Here is a 20,311-nt window from a genome sequence, read left to right as displayed (position 1 = left end):
GTCCTCAAGCGGCCTAAAGCAATCCGAGCCGCTGTAGGTCGGTCACATATTTGATGATGATCGGTGCCGAGACGTGCGGGATGTCCGGGCTGTCCTTGTCAGGGCCGACTTTCGCCTCTTGCACCGCAGCACGGAATCGGTCGGCCGACGCGAGGAAGCCGCGCGCCGGTCGTGCCGGCCGAAATTCGATCGAATGATTGGAGTTTCGCAACGGCAACGCCGACAGCGGCGAGTGCTGACGCTGTCGTTCCGGCAGGGCACGCAGGGCGGTCTCAAACCGCTGTAACCACTCCCCGAAGTCATCGATGCGCTCGATCGGGTAACCGGCCTCGATCAACCAGTCGACGTACTCGTCGACTCCGATGCCGTCGTCATGCGGATTCATCACGTGATAGGTGTCGAACCCATCGATTGCCCGAGCACCCAGCGTGGTGATCGCCTCGGCGACGAATTCGACGGGCAACCCGTCAAAGTGTTCCCGTCGCCGATTACCTTGGGCGCCAACGGGGTAGAACGAAGTCGGCGCTATGCCGGTGGCTACCAGGCCCAGCACCATCCGAGTGAATATGTCCGACACGTTCAGCTGACCCGCATAAGTGGTGCCGGCCAGGATCATGCCGCAACGGAACACTGTGACCGGCAGCCCGCACAGGTCGTTGGCCTCGCGCAGCAGCACCTCGCCGGCCCATTTGCTGGTTCCGTAGCCGTTGACGTTGCCGCCGTTGTTGATCCGCGCGGGGCTGATGACGCGGATGTCGGCATCCTCGGTGAACGCCGACGGCTCAATCTGGTCGCCCACGTTGGCCGTCGACACGTAGATGTAAGGCTTGAGCTTCGTAGTGAGAGCGCACCGGATCAGTTCGGCGGTCCCCACTACGTTGGGCCCGAACAGCTCGGCGTAGGGCAGAACGCTGCTGACCACGGCCGCGGGATCGACGATCAGATCGACGGTGGCGGCCAGCCGCTGCCAGGTCTGCTCGTCCACGCCCAAGTTCGCCTCGCTTTTGTCGCCGGCAATGACCTGCAGATGATCGGCAGCCAACTCCTGGAAGTGGCGTAATAGTTTCAGGTCGCCACTGTCGAACGTCTTTTCCAGACGCCGCCGCGCATCTTCGTTGGACTCCGCTCGCACCAGACAGATCAGGATGCCGCCGACCGATTCCATGCGCTCGAGCCACTGCAGGGCCAGATACCGCCCAAGGAAACCGGTCGCCCCGGTCAGCAAGACTGTCCGCACCTCGGCGCTCGGTCCGGGCAGCGTCGGCGCGCCGTTCAGGGTTGCGGCGTCGATGAACTTGTCCAACGTGAGATCGCCCGCGTAGACCTCAACGGCGTTGCGGCCGTGCACGGACGCAAAGCTGGGGCCGGTAAGCGGGGTTGCTTCCATCGAGCCGCCATCGCTCTCCAACTGCTGACTCAGGCATGACACCGACGGCGCGTGGAACACGGTGGACACCGCCAAGTCGGCATCCAGGCTGGTGTTGATGGTGGCGATCAGGCGCATCGCCGACAGCGAGTCGCCACCGAGATCGAAGAAGGAATCGTCGACCCCGACGCGCTCGAGCCCGAGTACCTGGGCGTAGATGCCGGCCAGGGTTTCCTCGAGAGGACTGGCCGGGGCGCGGTAGCGGTCGGCATCCTGGTATTCGGGTGCCGGCAGGGCGTGGGTGTCGAGTTTGCCGTTGGGTGTCAGCGGCAGTGTCTCCAGCACCATCACCGTGGTCGGGATCATGTAGGGCGGGAGCCGGTTGGTCAGCTGAGCGCGGATCTCGGCAGAGTTGGCGGTCCCGGTGATGTAGCCCACCAGCCGTTTGTCGCCGGGCCTGTCTTCGCGGGCGATCACCACCGCCTGATCGATCCCCTGCAGCGCAAGCAATGCCGCCTGCACCTCGCCGAGTTCGATGCGGTAACCGCGGATCTTGACCTGCTCATCGGCGCGCCCAACGTATTGCACCTGCCCGTCATCACCCCACCGACCCAGGTCGCCGGTGCGATACATCCGTGTTCCCAGCCCGCCGAACGGACAGGCCACAAATCGCGACGCCGTCAACCCGGCCCGGCGCACGTACCCTACGGACACTCCGCGACCGGCCAGGTACAACTCTCCGACTACACCGGTCGGCACCGGCTGTAACCACTTGTCCAGCAAGAACATTGCGGCACCCGAGATCGGCGAACCGATCGGCACCGCCGAACCCGGGACCAGTGGCGTACTGATCGAGGCACATACCGTGGTTTCTGTCGGTCCGTAGGCATCGACCATCACCCGCCCCGGCGCCGCCCACCGCTCCACCACCTCAGTCGGGCAGGCCTCCCCGGCCACCACCAACGCAGCCGACTCCAACCCCTCCGCCGGCAGCATCGCCACCGATGACGGTGTCTGGGTCAACACGCTGACCTTTTCTGCGGCCAGCAACGCGCGGAAGTCCTCCGACGAGGCGGCCACCGACTCCGGCACCACCACTAACCGCCGACCCTCCAGCAGCGCACCCCAGATCTCCCAGACCGAAAAGTCGAAGGCGGAGGAATGACACTGCGTCCACACGCGCCCCGGTGGCAGCGCTTGATCAAGTGACTCGATCAGCCAGGCGACGTTGTAGTGCGGAATGGCAACACCTTTCGGGGCTCCCGTGGTACCCGACGTGTAGATGATGTAGGCGATGTTCTCCGCCGCCGGCACCGCGAGGGCGGTACGGGGCTGAGCCCCGAGAGCGCCATCGCAGGCATCCACCACCGGCACATCCCAGCTGTCCAGTCGCGGACGCAGATCGGTGGTGGTGATCGCGGCAATCGGCGTGGCGTCGGTGAGCATGAAGTCGATCCGGGCATCGGGCAGGGCGGGGTCGATCGGCACATAGGCCGCCCCGGTTTTGAGCACCGCCAGCATCGCCACGATGGCCTGCGCGCACCGGGGGAACAGCAGCGCCACGCATTGTCCCGGGGCGGCTCCGTAGTCGCACAGCAAGTACGCCAACCGGTTTGAGGACTCGTCGAGCTCCCGATACGTCATGGAGCGGCCCTGGAAGCTCAGCGCGATCGCCTCGGGAGCGCACCCGACTTGGTCGGCGAACAACACCGGAACCGATACCCGTGCCGGTGCGGGCCGGGTCAACACCGCCCGGTTGCCCCACTCGTTCAGGCGGGCACGCTCGGCCGCGTCGAGCACATCGATCGACGACAGCCGCCGCGTTGGGTCGGCGGTCATTGCGATTAATACTCGCCGTAAACGCTCGACGAGTACTTCGATGCTGGCCGCATCGAAGACGTCGGTGCGGAATTCCACCGTCCCGTCGATCCCCGCCGGCGCACCGGCCTCGTCCCATTGTTCGGACAGGGAGAACACCAAATCCACCCGGGCGGTATGGGTGTCGACCGGCAACGGCGTGACCTGTACATCACCCAAGCCCAGTTCCGGGGTGCCGTTGTTTTGCCAGGCCAACAACACCTGCACCAACGGATGATGGGTCAAACTTCGGGTCGGGTTGAGCCGCTCCACCAGCACCTCAAAAGGCACACCCTGGTGCTCATAGGCGGCCAGGCTGCGCCGACGCACCTGACCCAGCACCTCCGCCACGCTGGGATCACCGGCCAGATCCACCCGCAACACCAACGTGTTGACGAAAACCCACCAACTCATCGAGTGCTGAATCACCCCGCCCGCGATCGGGAACCCCACCGCCACATCAGAACTCGCACTGAGCTTGGACAGCAGCACCGCCAGGCCAGCCTGGACCACCATGAAACTGGTCGCGTTATGCTCCCGAGCCACCCGAGCCACCCGCTGCTGCAACTGCGCCGGCCACCCCACCGCCACAGCGGCACCGACATAATCGGCCACCAACGGATAGGGCCGATCAGTCGGCAACTCCAGCCGCTCAGGCATCCCCGCCAACGCGTCCTGCCAATAGGCCAGCTGTGCGTTGATCCGGCTGTCAGGATCGGCCAAATCCCCCAACTGAGTGCGCTGCCACAACGTGTAATCGGCGTACTGCACCGCCAATGCACCCCGGCGCGCGCCCGGCGCACCGGCTGGCATAGGCGACGCCCAGATCGCGCACCAACGGCCCCAACGACCAGCCATCAGCCGCGATATGGTGCACCACCACCACCAACACATGCTCATCGTCGGCGACACGGAAAAGCGTTGCCCGTAATGGGCTCTCGGCAGCCAGATCAAACGTATAGCGCGCCGCCGCGTTAACGGCCTCGTTCAGCTGGCTTACCGCCCAACCGGTGCTATCAACAACGCACCCGACATCGGCGCGCTCAACCGGCACCACCACCTGCTGCGGAACCCCATCGACCGCAGGGAACAACGTGCGCAGACTCTCGTGGCGGCCCACCACATCGGCCAACGCCGCACCCAACGCGTCGGCGTTCAGGGACCCGTCCAGCCGCAACGCCGCCGCCATGTTGTAGACCGCCGAGGCACCCTGCAGCTGGGCGAGGAACCACAATCGATTCTGGGCAAACGACAACGGAACCACCGCCGGCCGCTCCCCCGCGACCAGTGGCTGCACTCGATCCGCGCCCTCACCAATCCGCAGCACCAACTGCGCCACCGTGGGCGCCTCGAACACCGCACGCACCGAAAGGCCCTCATCCACAGTGGTATTGATGGCCGCGATCAACCGCATCGCCGACAGCGAATCGCCACCCAACTCGAAAAACGAGTCGTCCACCCCGACCCGCTCGAACCCCAGCACCTGCGCATAAATACCGGCCACAATCTCCTCGACCGCACTGCCCGGGGCCCGATACGCCTGCGCGCCGTACTCCGGTGCCGGCAAGGCGCGCTTGTCGAGCTTGCCATTGACCGTCAACGGCAACGCCGCCAACACCACCACCGCCGCCGGCACCATATAGGCCGGGAGCCGCTCGACCAGCTGAATACGCACTTCGGCCGGATCGGCAGTCCCGGTCACATAGGCCACCAGACGCTTGTCGCCGGGCGTGTCTTCGCGGGCGATCACCACCGCCTGGTCGATCCCCTGCAGCGCAAGCAATGCCGCCTGCACCTCGCCCAGCTCGATGCGATACCCACGGACCTTGACCTGCTCATCGGCACGCCCCAGATACCGCAACTGCCCGTCAGCACCCCACCGCACCAAATCCCCGGTGCGATACATCCGCGTGCCGACCCCACCGAACGGACACGCCACAAACCGCGACCCAGTCAAGCTGGGACGGCGCACGTAACCAAAGCTCACCCCGGCACCGGCCAGATACAACTCCCCGACCACCCCAGCCGGCACCGACCGCAACCATCCGTCCAGCACAAAGAAGGCCGCCCCCGCTACGGGCGAGCCGATTGGTGGCACTCCTGCTCCAGGTGTCAACGGCGCACTGATCGCCGGGTACCACGTCTCGGTCGGGCCGTAGGCGTTGATCATCACCCGCCCGGTAGCCCACCGGTCCACCAACTCGGGCGGGCACGCCTCACCGGCCACCACCAACGCCGTCGATTCCAACCCGCACGGCGACAACATTCCCGCGGCAGAAGGGGTCTGGCTTAACACACTGACCCGTTGGTCGACCAGTAAGGCGTGAAGGTCTTCCGGTGAGCGCGCCACCTCTTCGGGCACCACGACCAACCGCCCGCCGCGCAGCAGCGCGCCGAAAATCTCCCATACCGAGACATCGAAGACCAACGAATGCCACTGGGACCACACCCCCGCGCGCGGCAGGCCCCCATTCAGTGATGTCAGCAACTGGGTCACGTTGTGGTGCTTGACCGCAACCCCTTTGGGGACACCGGTGGTCCCGGAGGTGTAGATCAAGTAGGCGATATCGTCCGGGTGCGGCGGCGCTAGCGCCGCGCTGGGTTGGGTGCGCACGGCGGGGTCGTTGACGTCAAGCACCACCACGTCATCCCCGTCGAGCCGCCCGGCCAGATCAGCGGTGGTGATCGCGGCGACCGGCGCGGCATCGGTAAGCATGAACCCGATCCGCGCCGACGGCGACGCTGGGTCGATCGGCACATAGGCCGCCCCGGTTTTGAGCACCGCCAGAATCGCCATGACAGCCTGGGCTGAACGCTCCAACAAAAGCGCCACACAGTTACCGGGGTTCGCCCCGTGGGTGGAAAGCAAGTGCGCCAACCGGTTTGAGGCCTCGTCAAGCTCGCGGTAGGTAAGCGAGTAGTCCTGGAAGGTCAGTGCGATCGCCTCGGGTGCACGCACCACCTGCGCGGCGAACAACTCCGGGATCGATACCCGTGCCGGTGCGGGCTGGGTCAGCACCGTGCGGTTGCCCCACTCAGCTAGGCGGGTGTGCTCGGACGTGTCGAGCACATCGATCGAGGACAGCCGCCGGGTGGTGTCGGCGGTCATTGCGTGCAGTACCCGCTCGAACCGCTCGACGAGTGTGTCGATGCTGGCCGCATCGAAGACGTCGGTGCGGAATTCCACTGCCCCGCCGATCCCCGCCGGCGCACCGTCCTCGGTCCATTGTTCGGACAGTGAGAACACCAAATCCATTCGGGCGGTGTGGGTGTCGGCCGGCAACGGCGTGACCTGCAGATCACCCAATACCAGGCGGGCGGCGGGATCGCTACTGCGCCAGGGAAGGTTCTGCCAGGCCAATAGCACCTGCACCAGGGGTTGATGGGTCAACGACCGCGTCGGGTTGAGCCGCTCCACCAACACCTCAAAAGGCACGTCCTGGTGCTCATAGGCGGCCAGGCTGCGCCGACGCACCTGACCCAGCACCTCCGCCATGCTGGGGTCACCGGCCAGATCGACCCGCAACACCAGCGTGTTGACGAAAAATCCGATCAACTCATCGAGCGCCGGATCACCCCGCCCCGCGATCGGGAACCCCACCGCCACGTCAGAACTGGCACTGAGCTTGGACAGCAGCACCGCCAGGCCAGCCTGGACCACCATGAAACTGGTCGCGTTATGCTCCCTTGCCACCCGAGCCACCCGCTGCTGCAACTGCGCCGGCCACTGCACCACCACACTGGCACCCCGATAATCGGCCACCAACGGATAGGGCCGATCAGTCGGCAACTCGACCCGCTCGGGCATCCCGGCCAACGCGTCCTGCCAATAGGCCAGCTGTGCGTTGATCCGGCTGTCAGGATCGGCCAAATCCCCCAACTGAGTGCGCTGCCACAACGTGTAATCGGCGTACTGCACCGCCAATGCAGCCCACCCCGGCGCGCGCCCCTCACACCGGCTGGCATAGGCGACGCCCAGATCGCGCACCAACGGCCCCAACGACCAGCCATCAGCCGCGATATGGTGCACCACCACCACCAACACATGCTCATCGTCGGCGACACGGAAAAGCGTTGCCCGTAATGGGCTCTCGGCAGCCAGATCAAACGTATAGCGCGCCGCCGCGTTAACGGCCTCGTTCAGCTGGCTTACCGCCCAACCGGTGCTATCAACAACGCACCCGACATCGGCGCGCTCAACCGGCACCACCACCTGCTGCGGAACCCCATCGACCGCAGGGAACAACGTGCGCAGACTCTCGTGGCGGCCCACCACATCGGCCAACGCCGCACCCAACGCGTCGGCGTTCAGGGACCCGTCCAGCCGCAACGCCGCCACGATGTTGTAGACCGGTGACGGCCCTTGGAACTGGGCGAGGAACCACAATCGATTCTGGGCAAACGACAACGGAACCACTGCCGGTCGCTCCCCCGCGACCAGTGGCTGCACTCGATCCGCGCCCTCACCAATCCGCAGCGACAGCTGGGCCACCGTGGGTGCCTCGAACACCGCACGCACCGAAAGGCCCTCATCCACAGTGGTATTGATGGCCGCGATCAACCGCATCGCCGACAGCGAATCGCCACCCAACTCGAAGAAGGAGTCGTCCACCCCGACCCGCTCGAACCCGAGTACCTGGGCATAGATCCCGGCCAGGATCTCCTCGACCGGAGTGTCTGGGGCACGGTATCGATCGGCATCCTGGTAATCCGGTGCCGGCAGGGCGCGCTTGTCGAGCTTGCCGTTGATGGTCATTGGCAACGCCGCCAATGCCATGACCGCGGCCGGGACCATATAGGCCGGGAGCCGCTCGACCAGCTGGGTGCGCACTTTGGCCGGATCGGCAGTCCCGGTCACATAGGCCACCAGACGCTTGTCGCCGGGACGGTCCTCGCGGACGACCACCACCGCCTGCTCCACCGCATCGAGTTCGGCAAGTGCGGCTTGGACCTCGCCCAGCTCGATGCGATACCCACGGATCTTGACCTGCTCATCGGCACGCCCGACATATCGCAACTGCCCGTCAGCACCCCACCGCACCAGATCCCCGGTGCGATACATCCGTACTCCGGTCCCACCGAACGGACACGCCACAAACCGCGAGCCGGTCAACGCGGACCGGCGCCAGTATCCAGACCCCGTGCCCCGGCCCGCCAGGTACAACTCACCGACCACGCCCACCGGCACCGGCCGCAACCAGTCGTCCAGCACAAAAAAGGCGGCGCCCGTCACCGGCGAACCGATAGGTGGGAACCCCAACCCCGCTGCAAGCGGTGTGCTCTTGGATGCCCACATCGTGGTTTCGGTCGGACCATAGACGTTGACCATGACCCGCCCGGGTGCCCACCGATCTACCAACTCGGGAGGGCAGGGCTCGGCGCCGATCACCAACGCCGCCGCCCCCAACCCGTCAGGTGAGAGCACCCCCACCGCCGACGGAGTCTGGGTAAGCACGCTGACCTGTTCAGCAACGAGTAAGGCGTGGAAGTCTTGCGGTGAGCGGGCCACCTCTTCGGGTACCACGACCAGCCGCCCACCGTGCATCAGCGCGCCCCAGATCTCCCAGACCGAGAAGTCGAAGGCATACGAATGGAACTGCGCCCACACCTGACCCGGCGCCAGCTCCACCCCGATTTCCAGTGAGTTGAATAGCTGAGTGACGTTGTGCTGCGCGACGGCCACGCCCTTAGGCATGCCGGTGGTCCCGGAGGTGTAGATGATGTGGGCGATGTCTTCGGGGTCCGGTAGCGGTAATGGGGTGCTGGGTTGGGTGCGCACGGCGGGGTCGTCGATGTCGATGACCGCAAGGTCGTGCCTGTCGAGCCGCCCGGCCAGATCGGTGGTGGTGATCGCGGCAATCGGCGTGGCGTCGGTGAGCATGAAGTCGATCCGGGCATCGGGCAGCGCGGGGTCGATCGGCACATAGGCCGCCCCGGTTTTGAGCACCGCCAGCATCGCCACGATGGCCTGCGCGCACCGGGGGAACAGCAGCGCCACGCATTGTCCCGGGGCGGCTCCGTAGTCGCACAGCAAGTACGCCAACCGGTTTGAGGACTCGTCGAGCTCCCGATACGTCATGGAGCGGCCCTGGAAGCTCAGCGCGATCGCCTCGGGAGCGCACCCGACTGGTCGGCGAACAACACCGGAACCGATACCCGTGCCGGTGCGGGCCGGGTCAACACCGCCCGGTTGCCCCACTCGTTCAGGCGGGCACGCTCGGCCGCGTCGAGCACATCGATCGACGACAGCCGCCGCGTTGGGTCGGCGGTCATTGCGATTAATACTCGCCGTAAACGCTCGACGAGTACTTCGATGCTGGCCGCATCGAAGACGTCGGTGCGGAATTCCACCGTCCCGTCGATCCCCGCCGGCGCACCGGCCTCGTCCCATTGTTCGGACAGGAGAACACCAAATCCACCCGGGCGGTATGGGTGTCGACCGGCAACGGCGTGACCTGTACATCACCCAAGCCCAGTTCCGGGGTGCCGTTGTTTTGCCAGGCCAACAACACCTGCACCAACGGATGATGGGTCAAACTTCGGGTCGGGTTGAGCCGCTCCACCAGCACCTCAAAAGGCACACCCTGGTGCTCATAGGCGGCCAGGCTGCGCCGACGCACCTGACCCAGCACCTCCGCCACGCTGGGATCACCGGCCAGATCCACCCGCAACACCAACGTGTTGACGAAAAACCCCACCAACTCATCGAGTGCTGAATCACCCCGCCCCGCGATCGGGAACCCCACCGCCACATCAGAACTCGCACTGAGCTTGGACAGCAGCACCGCCAGGCCAGCCTGGACCACCATGAAACTGGTCGCGTTATGCTCCCGAGCCACCCGAGCCACCCGCTGCTGCAACTGCGCCGGCCACCCCACCGCCACAGCGGCACCGACATAATCGGCCACCAACGGATAGGGCCGATCAGTCGGCAACTCCAGCCGCTCAGGCATCCCCGCCAACGCGTCCTGCCAATAGGCCAGCTGTGCGTTGATCCGGCTATCAGGATCGGCCAAATCCCCCAACTGAGTGCGCTGCCACAACGTGTAATCGGCGTACTGCACCGCCAATGCAGCCCACCCCGGCGCGCGCCCGGCGCACCGACTGGCATAGGCGACGCCCAGATCGCGCACCAACGGCCCCAACGACCAGCCATCAGCCGCGATATGGTGCACCACCACCACCAACACATGCTCATCGTCGGCGACACGGAAAAGCGTTGCCCGTAACGGGATCTCGGCAGCCAGATCAAACGTATAGCGCGCCGCCGCGTTAACGGCCTCGTTCAGCTGGCTTACCGCCCAACCGGTGCTATCAACAACGCACCCGACATCGGCGCGCTCAACCGGCACCACCACCTGCTGCGGAACCCCATCGACCGCAGGGAACAACGTGCGCAGACTCTCGTGGCGGCCCACCACATCGGCCAACGCCGCACCCAACGCGTCGGCGTTCAGGGACCCGTCCAGCCGCAACGCCGCCGCCATGTTGTAGACCGCCGAGGCACCCTGCAGCTGGTCGAGGAACCACAATCGATTCTGGGCAAACGACAACGGAACCACCGCCGGCCGCTCCCCCGCGACCAGTGGCTGCACTCGATCCGCGCCCTCACCAATCCGCAGCACCAACTGCGCCACCGTGGGCGCCTCGAACACCGCACGCACCGAAAGGCCCTCATCCACAGTGGTATTGATGGCCGCGATCAACCGCATCGCCGACAGCGAATCGCCACCCAACTCGAAAAACGAGTCGTCCACCCCGACCCGCTCGAACCCCAGCACCTGCGCATAAATACCGGCCACAATCTCCTCGACCGCACTGCCGGGGCCCGATACGCCTGCGCGCCGTACTCCGGTGCCGGCAAGGCGCGCTTGTCGAGCTTGCCATTGACCGTCAACGGCAACGCCGCCAACACCACCACCGCCGCCGGCACCATATAGGCCGGGAGCCGCTCGACCAGCTGAATACGCACTTCGGCCGGATCGGCAGTCCCGGTCACATAGGCCACCAGACGCTTGTCGCCGGGCGTGTCTTCGCGGGCGATCACCACCGCCTGGTCGATCCCCTGCAGCGCAAGCAATGCCGCCTGCACCTCGCCCAGCTCGATGCGATACCCACGGACCTTGACCTGCTCATCGGCACGCCCCAGATACCGCAACTGCCCGTCAGCACCCCACCGCACCAAATCCCCGGTGCGATACATCCGCGTGCCGACCCCACCGAACGGACACGCCACAAACCGCGACGCCGTCAGATCCCCCCGGCGCACATACCCGATCCCCACGCCCCGGCCCGCCACATACAACTCACCGACCACGCCCACCGGCACCGGCCGCAGCAACCCATCCAAGACGAAGAAACCGAAATGACCCAACGGCACCCCGATGGGGCTGGCATTGATCTCGACGTCACCGTCGACGATTTGCCGGAACGAAGCATGCACCGTCGTCTCGGTGATGCCATACATGTTGATCAGGCTCGGTAGTCCCGGGTGAGTGACCAGCCATGTGGCGAGGCGTTGTGGTTCCAGCGCTTCGCCGCCGAAAACCACAGTCTCAAGCTTTAGCTGACCGCTCAACGCGGGCTGTAGCACATCGGCACGTTGTAACGCATAAAAGGCCGAGGGGGTCTGGCTTAAGACGGTGACTTTCTCGGTGACCAGCAAGGCGTGGAAGTCTTGCGGTGAGCGGGCCACCTCTTCGGGTACCACGACCAGCCGCCCACCCCCAAGTAGCGCACCAAAGATCTCCCAGACCGAGAAGTCGAAGGCATAGGAATGGAACTGCGCCCACACCTGACCCGGCGCCGAGCCGAGGTCGAGTGACGCCAAGAGTTGGGTGACGTTGCGGTGGGTGACGGCCACGCCCTTAGGCATGCCGGTGGTCCCGGAGGTGTAGATCAGGTAGGCAATATCGTCAGGCTGCGGCGGCGCTAGCGCCGCGCTGGGTTGGGTGCGCACGGCGGGGTCGTCGATGTCGATGACCGCAAGGTCGTGCCTGTCGAGCCGCCCGGCCAGATCGGTGGTGGTGATCGCGGCAATCGGCGTGGCGTCGGTGAGCATGAAGTCGATCCGGGCATCGGGCAGGGCGGGGTCGATCGGCACATAGGCCGCCCCGGTTTTGAGCACCGCCAGCATCGCCACGATGGCCTGCGCGCACCGGGGGAACAGCAGCGCCACGCATTGTCCCGGGGCGGCTCCGTAGTCGCACAGCAAGTACGCCAACCGGTTTGAGGACTCGTCGAGCTCCCGATACGTCATGGAGCGGCCCTGGAAGCTCAGCGCGATCGCCTCGGGAGCGCACCCGACTTGGTCGGCGAACAACACCGGAACCGATACCCGTGCCGGTGCGGGCCGGGTCAACACCGCCCGGTTGCCCCACTCGTTCAGGCGGGCACGCTCGGCCGCGTCGAGCACATCGATCGACGACAGCCGCCGCGTTGGGTCGGCGGTCATTGCGATTAATACTCGCCGTAAACGCTCGACGAGTACTTCGATGCTGGCCGCATCGAAGACGTCGGTGCGGAATTCCACCGTCCCGTCGATCCCCGCCGGCGCACCGGCCTCGTCCCATTGTTCGGACAGGGAGAACACCAAATCCACCCGGGCGGTATGGGTGTCGACCGGCAACGGCGTGACCTGTACATCACCCAAGCCCAGTTCCGGGGTGCCGTTGTTTTGCCAGGCCAACAACACCTGCACCAACGGATGATGGGTCAAACTTCGGGTCGGGTTGAGCCGCTCCACCAGCACCTCAAAAGGCACACCCTGGTGCTCATAGGCGGCCAGGCTGCGCCGACGCACCTGACCCAGCACCTCCGCCACGCTGGGATCACCGGCCAGATCCACCCGCAACACCAACGTGTTGACGAAAAACCCCACCAACTCATCGAGTGCTGAATCACCCCGCCCCGCGATCGGGAACCCCACCGCCACATCAGAACTCGCACTGAGCTTGGACAGCAGCACCGCCAGGCCAGCCTGGACCACCATGAAACTGGTCGCGTTATGCTCCCGAGCCACCCGAGCCACCCGCTGCTGCAACTGCGCCGGCCACCCCACCGCCACAGCGGCACCGACATAATCGGCCACCAACGGATAGGGCCGATCAGTCGGCAACTCCAGCCGCTCAGGCATCCCCGCCAACGCGTCCTGCCAATAGGCCAGCTGTGCGTTGATCCGGCTGTCAGGATCGGCCAAATCCCCCAACTGAGTGCGCTGCCACAACGTGTAATCGGCGTACTGCACCGCCAATGCAGCCCACCCCGGCGCGCGCCCGGCGCACCGGCTGGCATAGGCGACGCCCAGATCGCGCACCAACGGCCCCAACGACCAGCCATCAGCCGCGATATGGTGCACCACCACCACCAACACATGCTCATCGTCGGCGACACGGAAAAGCGTTGCCCGTAACGGGATCTCGGCAGCCAGATCAAACGTATAGCGCGCCGCCGCGTTAACGGCCTCGTTCAGCTGGCTTACCGCCCAACCGGTGCTATCAACAACGCACCCGACATCGGCGCGCTCAACCGGCACCACCACCTGCTGCGGAACCCCATCGACCGCAGGGAACAACGTGCGCAGACTCTCGTGGCGGCCCACCACATCGGCCAACGCCGCACCCAACGCGTCGGCGTTCAGGGACCCGTCCAGCCGCAACGCCGCCGCCATGTTGTAGACCGCCGAGGCACCCTGCAGCTGGGCGAGGAACCACAATCGATTCTGGGCAAACGACAACGGAACCACCGCCGGCCGCTCCCCCGCGACCAGTGGCTGCACTCGATCCGCGCCCTCACCAATCCGCAGCACCAACTGCGCCACCGTGGGCGCCTCGAACACCGCACGCACCGAAAGGCCCTCATCCACAGTGGTATTGATGGCCGCGATCAACCGCATCGCCGACAGCGAATCGCCACCAACTCGAAAACGAGTCGTCCACCCCGACCCGCTCGAACCCCAGCACCTGCGCATAAATACCGGCCACAATCTCCTCGACCGCACTGCCCGGGGCCCGATACGCCTGCGCGCCGTACTCCGGTGCCGGCAAGGCGCGCTTGTCGAGCTTGCCATTGACCGTCAACGGCAACGCCGCCAACACCACCACCGCCGCCGGCACCATATAGGCCGGGAGCCGCTCGACCAGCTGAATACGCACTTCGGCCGGATCGGCAGTCCCGGTCACATAGGCCACCAGACGCTTGTCGCCGGGCGTGTCTTCGCGGGCGATCACCACCGCCTGGTCGATCCCCTGCAGCGCAAGCAATGCCGCCTGCACCTCGCCCAGCTCGATGCGATACCCACGGACCTTGACCTGCTCATCGGCACGCCCCAGATACCGCAACTGCCCGTCAGCACCCCACCGCACCAAATCCCCGGTGCGATACATCCGCGTGCCGACCCCACCGAACGGACACGCCACAAACCGCGACGCCGTCAGATCCCCCCGGCGCACATACCCGATCCCCACGCCCCGGCCCGCCACATACAACTCACCGACCACGCCCACCGGCACCGGCCGCAACCAGTCGTCGAGAACAAACAGCGCCGCGGTCGCTACCGGTGACCCGATGGGTGCCTCACCGGTCCCGACTGCAAGCGGAGCACTCATCGATGCATACACCGTGGCTTCGGTGGGGCCGTATGCGTTGATCACCACTCGGTCGGGCGCCCAGCGGTCCACCAACTCGGCCGCGCAGGTCTCGCCACCGAGCAGCAAGGCCACCGAATCCAACCCGCAGGGCGACAACATGCCCGCGGCAGAAGGGGTCTGGGTGAGGACGTTGATCTGTTCGGCAATCAGTAAGGCGTGGAAGTCCTCCGGCGAGGCGGCCACCTCTTCGGGCACCACGACCAACCGCCCACCACCTAGCAACGCAGCCCATACCTCCCACACTGCGAAGTCGAAGGCATACGAGTGACACTGCGTCCATGCTTGCGCCACCGGCAGATGCGTCGGCAATGACGCCGCTAGATGAGTCAAGTTGCGGTGGGTGATGGCCACCCCTTTGGGTACGCCGGTGGTGCCCGAGGTGTAGATCAGGTAGGCGATGTGGCCTGGGTGCGGCGGCGGCAAAGCGGTGCTGGGTTGGGTGTGCACGGCGGGGTCGTCAATATCGATGACCGTAAGTTCGTGCCTGTCGAGCCGCCCGGCCAGATCGGTGGTAGTTATAGCGGCAACCGGAGCGGCATCGGTGAGCATGAATTCGATCCGGGCATCAGGCAGGGCGGGGTCGATCGCCAGGTAGGCCGCCCTCGCTTTCAACACCGCGAGCATCGCGGCAATCGCCTGGGCCGAGCGCTCCAAACCCAGCGCCACACACTGCCCCGGCCGCACACCCCGGTTAATCAGCAAGTGCGCCAACCGATTTGAGGACTCGTCGAGCTCCCGATACGTCATGGAGCGGCCCTGGAAGCTCAGCGCGATCGCCTCGGGAGCGCGCGCGACTCGGTCAGCGAACAACACCGGAACCGATACCCGTGCCGGTGCGGGCCGGGTCAACACCGCCCGGTTGCCCCACTCGTTCAGGCGGGCACGCTCGGCCGCGTCGAGCACATCGATCGACGACAGCCGCCGCGTTGGGTCGGCGGTCATTGCGATTAATACTCGCCGTAAACGCTCGACGAGTACTTCGATGCTGGCCGCATCGAAGACGTCGGTGCGGAATTCCACCGTCCCGTCGATCCCCGCCGGCGCACCGGCCTCGTCCCATTGTTCGGACAGGGAGAACGCCAAATCCACCCGGGCGGTGTGGGTATCGGCCGGCAACGCGCTCATCTGCAGATCACCCAAGCCCAGTTCCGGGGTGCCGTTGTTTTGCCAGGCCAATAACACCTGCACCAACGGATGATGGGTCAAACTTCGGGTCGGGTTGAGCCGCTCCACCAGCACCTCAAAAGGCACGTCCTGGTGTTCGTAGGCGGCCAGGCTGCGCCGACGCACCTGGCCCAGCACCTCCGCCGCACTGGGATCACCGGCCAGATCCACCCGCAACACCAACGTGTTGACGAAAAACCCGACCAACTCGTCAAGCGCCGGATCACGTCGGCCGGCGATCGGGAACCCCACCGCCACATCAGAACTCGCACTGAGCTTGGATAACAACACCACCAGCGCGGCTTGGACCACCATGAAACTGGTCGCGTTATGCTCCCTTGCCACCCGAGCCACCCGCTGCTGCAACTCGACCGGCCACTCCACCGCCACAGCGGCACCGGCATAATCGGCCACCAACGGATAGGGCCGATCAGTCGGCAACTCCAGCCGCTCGGGCATCCCCGCCAGCGCGTCCTGCCAATACCCAAGTTGGTGCGCGATGGGACTATCGCTGTCATCGAGATCACCGAGCTGCGTGCGCTGCCACAACGTGTAATCGGCGTACTGCACCGCCAATGCAGCCCACCCCGGCGCATGCCCGGCGCACCGGCTGGCATAGGCGACGCCCAGATCGCGCACCAACGGCCCCAACGACCAGCCATCAGCGGCAATATGGTGCACCACGACCGCCAACACGTGTTCGTCGTCGGAGATACGGAAAAGTGTTGTCCGTAAGGGGATCTCGACCGCCAGATCAAACGGGTACCGCACAGCGGAGTCGATGGCTTCATTCAACCGCGGTGTCGGCCAGCCGCTGGCATCGATGACCTGCCAGCCGAAATCGGCCCGCTCAACCGGCACCACCACCTGTTGGGGTATGCCTTCGGGGGCCGGGAACAGCGTGCGCAGACTCTCGTGGCGGGCCACCACATCGGCCAACGCCGTACCCAACGCAACGGCACCGAGCCGCCCGCGCAGCCGCAACGCCGCCCCGATGACATAGACCGGTGACGGCCCTTGGAACTGGTCGAGGAACCACAATCGGTTCTGGGCAAACGACAACGGAACCACCGCCGGCCGCTCCCCCGCCACCAACGGCTGCCACCGATCCGCGCCCTCACCAATCCGCAGCACCAACTGCGCCACCGTGGGCGCCTCGAACACCGCACGCACCGAAAGGCCAGCATCCACACCGGCATTGATGGCCGCGATCAACCGCATCGCCGACAGCGAATCGCCACCCAACTCGAAAAACGAGTCGTCCACCCCGACCCGTTCGACCCCGAGCACCTGCGCATAAATCCCGGCCAAAATTTCCTCGACCGCACTGCCCGGGGCCCGATACCCGCCATCGGTGTATTCCGGTGCCGGCAGGGCAGGGGTATCGAGTTTGCCGTTGACCGTCAACGGCAGCGCCTCCAACACCACCACCGCCGCCGGGACCATATAGGCGGGGAGTCGCTCGGTCAGCGCGGCGCGCATCTCGGCCGGGTCGGCGGTCCCGGTCACATAACCCACCAGACGCTTGCCGCCGGGGCGGTCCTCGCGGACAACCACCACCGCCTGCTCCACCCCGTCGAGCCCGGCCAACACCGTCCGCACCTCGTTCAGCTCGATGCGATACCCGCGGACCTTGACCTGCTCATCGGCACGCCCCAGATACTGCATCTGCCCGTCTGCACCCCACCGCACCAAATCCCCGGTGCGATACATCCGTGTTCCGGCCCCGCCGAACGGACACGCCACGAACCGCGATCCGGATAGTGCGGACCGGCGCCAATAACCGCACCCCACCCGGGCACCGGCCACGTACAGTTCCCCCACCACCCCGGCCGGCACCGGACGTAACCATCCATCCAGCACAAACAACGCCGCGCCCGACACCGGCGAACCGATCGGCACCACGTCCGAGCCCGGCTTCAACGGCGCACTGATCGCCGCACACACCGTGGTTTCGGTGGGACCGTAAGCGTTGAGCATCACCCGCCCGGGTGCCCAACGGTCGACCAGCTCTGCCGGACAAGGCTCACCGCCCAGCAGCAAAGCCACCGATTCCAGCCCCTGTGGCGTTAACATGCCCGCGGCAGAAGGGGTTTGGCTCAACACGCTAACTTGTTCGCGGATCAGTACGTCGTGGAAATCCTCCGGTGAGGCGGTCACCTCTTCGGGCACCACGACCAGCCGCCCACCACCTAGCAACGCGCCGAAGATCTCCCACGCCGAAAAGTCGAAGGCATAGGAATGGCATTGGGTCCACGCCCGGCCCGGCGCCGAACCGAGGGTCAGAGTCGACAACAGCTGGGTGACGTTGTGGTGCGTGATGGCCACCCCTTTGGGCACGCCGGTCGTGCCCGAGGTGTAGATCAAGTAGGCGATGTCGTCGGGCTGCGGCGGCGGCAAAGCGGTATTGGACTGGGCGTCCACATCGGGGTCGTTGACATCTATGACCGCCAGATCACGCCCGCCCAGCCGGTCGGCCAGTCCGGCGGTAGTGATGGCGGCGGCCGGCGCGGCATCGGTGAGCATGAAATCGATCCGGGCATCGGGCAGGGCGCGGTCGATCGGCAGGTACGCCGCCCCGGTCTTCAGCACAGCCAGAATCGCCACGATCGCCTGCGCTGAGCGTTCCAACACCAGGGCAACACACTGCCCCGGCCCCACTCCCCGGCTAATCAGCAAGTGTGCCAACCGGTTAGCAGCCTCGTCCAGCTCCCGATACGTCATGGAACGGCCTTCGCAGGTAACCGCCATCGCTTCCGGGGCCCGCGCGACTTGGCCGGCGAACAACACCGGAACCGACACCGCCGTCGTCACCGCGCCGGTCAACGCCGCGCGGTTGCCCCACCCATCCAGGCGGACATGCTCGACCTGATCCAGCAAATCCATCGATGACAACCGACGCGTGGGCCCGGTGATCAGGGCGGCCAACAGCCGCTCCAAACGCCCCGCTAAATCGCGGACACCACAATCGGGGAACAACTGGCCGGCACCCTGGGTGGTAAGAAAAAGCCGGTCTTCGTCCCTGAAGAAGGCCAGCCCAAATTGATCGACGATCCCCGAGTGAGTCAGGGTCGCCGTTGTCGCAGCATCGGCGAAATGCGACATGTGGGCTGCCGGAATGAAATTGACGACTACCCTATTCGACAGCTCCCCTGGGATACGCGAACGCCCCGCAGTCTCGACAGTGTGAACCGGGAAACGCTGATGCTGCAGCGCTTCCCGGATTCGCGCGTCGACGTGTGCGCAAAAACCAGCGGCCGTGGATCCCGGCGCAGCTTCGAACACCAGAGGCACTACCCCGGAGATCATTCCGGGGACCGTCTGTACCTCCGGACGTACCCGCCTGCTTACCGGAAAATCCAGCGCTACCTTCGAACCCTCGGTGTGACACCCGTGCACCAGCAGCGCGCACGCCGCCGTAATCACGGACGACCGGCGCACCCCCAGCGCCCGCGACAACTCGTCGATCCCGGCAACGACGGAAGGGTCTAATTGAACCGGCGCAGAAGACTCACCAGGATCACGCCCGTCTGCAACGTGCGCGAACCAGGAACGCGATTCACTTTCCGGCGGAGGGTTTTCCGTCCAATAGGTCTGGTCATCGAGGTAATCGTCGGATGCCTCGTACGCCAACTCGCAATCGATCAGCTCTCTTAGTGAACCAAAAAAAGCAGGCGAAATCTGAGCGCCCGAAGCAATTGCAGAATAGACATCTGTGATTCGATGACAAACGAGTGCAAGGCCGATTCCGTCGACGACTATGTGATGGCAGCACGCGAACAAATAGAATTCGTCAACCTTTGTCTGCAGCAACGCAAATTTAAACAGCGTGCCGCTCAGCGGCATCAGCGTTTGCTGGATCGATGACGCCAGCCGGTAAGCGTCCTGCGCAGGATCCTGCGACCCCATCAGATCGTGGCACGCGAGGTCAATGTCCGGGTACTCAACCACCTTTTGGAACACTTGGCCGTCGACCTGGAAGAAGGCGGCGCGAAGTGGTTCGGCCTCGTACACAACTTGACGGATCGCCGACTCGAGCAAACCGCGGTCGATCGTGCCGTCGATTCGCAGAAGCACGCCCAACTGCCACTTGGCACCAAAGCGGCCGGTTGCCTCCGCGAGCCATATATCCAGCTGTCCCCGTGTCAGCGGAAGCATCCGCTCATCGGGATTCATCCGAAGCCCCTCCCACCCACACGATTTGGCCTCATATGACGATTGTCTTGATCCACCGTGTATCTGTAGCGAATGGCACCTGGCGGAGTTGCACTGTGCG

General features: G+C 65.4%; 1 protein-coding gene and 2 pseudogenes. All 3 read right to left on the bottom strand.

Going from position 1 to position 20,311, the window contains the following annotated elements:
• Nucleotides 1–13: 13 nt before the first annotated feature.
• Entirely contained in the window at nucleotides 14–3,994 is a 3,981-nt protein-coding gene (locus G6N50_RS30175) for a non-ribosomal peptide synthetase family protein (RefSeq protein ID WP_408632522.1), read from the bottom strand.
• Nucleotides 3,933–4,427, bottom strand: a pseudogene (locus tag G6N50_RS30170) (condensation domain-containing protein); the annotation flags it as partial. The gene G6N50_RS30175 and the pseudogene G6N50_RS30170, both read right to left, overlap by 62 nt.
• Before the next feature lie 123 nt (nucleotides 4,428–4,550).
• Nucleotides 4,551–20,163: pseudogene (locus tag G6N50_RS29560) on the bottom strand (amino acid adenylation domain-containing protein); the annotation flags it as partial.
• Nucleotides 20,164–20,311: the final 148 nt, after the last annotated feature.

This window comes from Mycobacterium mantenii (assembly GCF_010731775.1).
GTDB classification, from domain to species: Bacteria; Actinomycetota; Actinomycetes; order Mycobacteriales; family Mycobacteriaceae; genus Mycobacterium; species Mycobacterium mantenii.
Note: the sequence above shows the minus strand (reverse complement) of the source record. Positions and strands in the feature narration are given on the sequence as shown.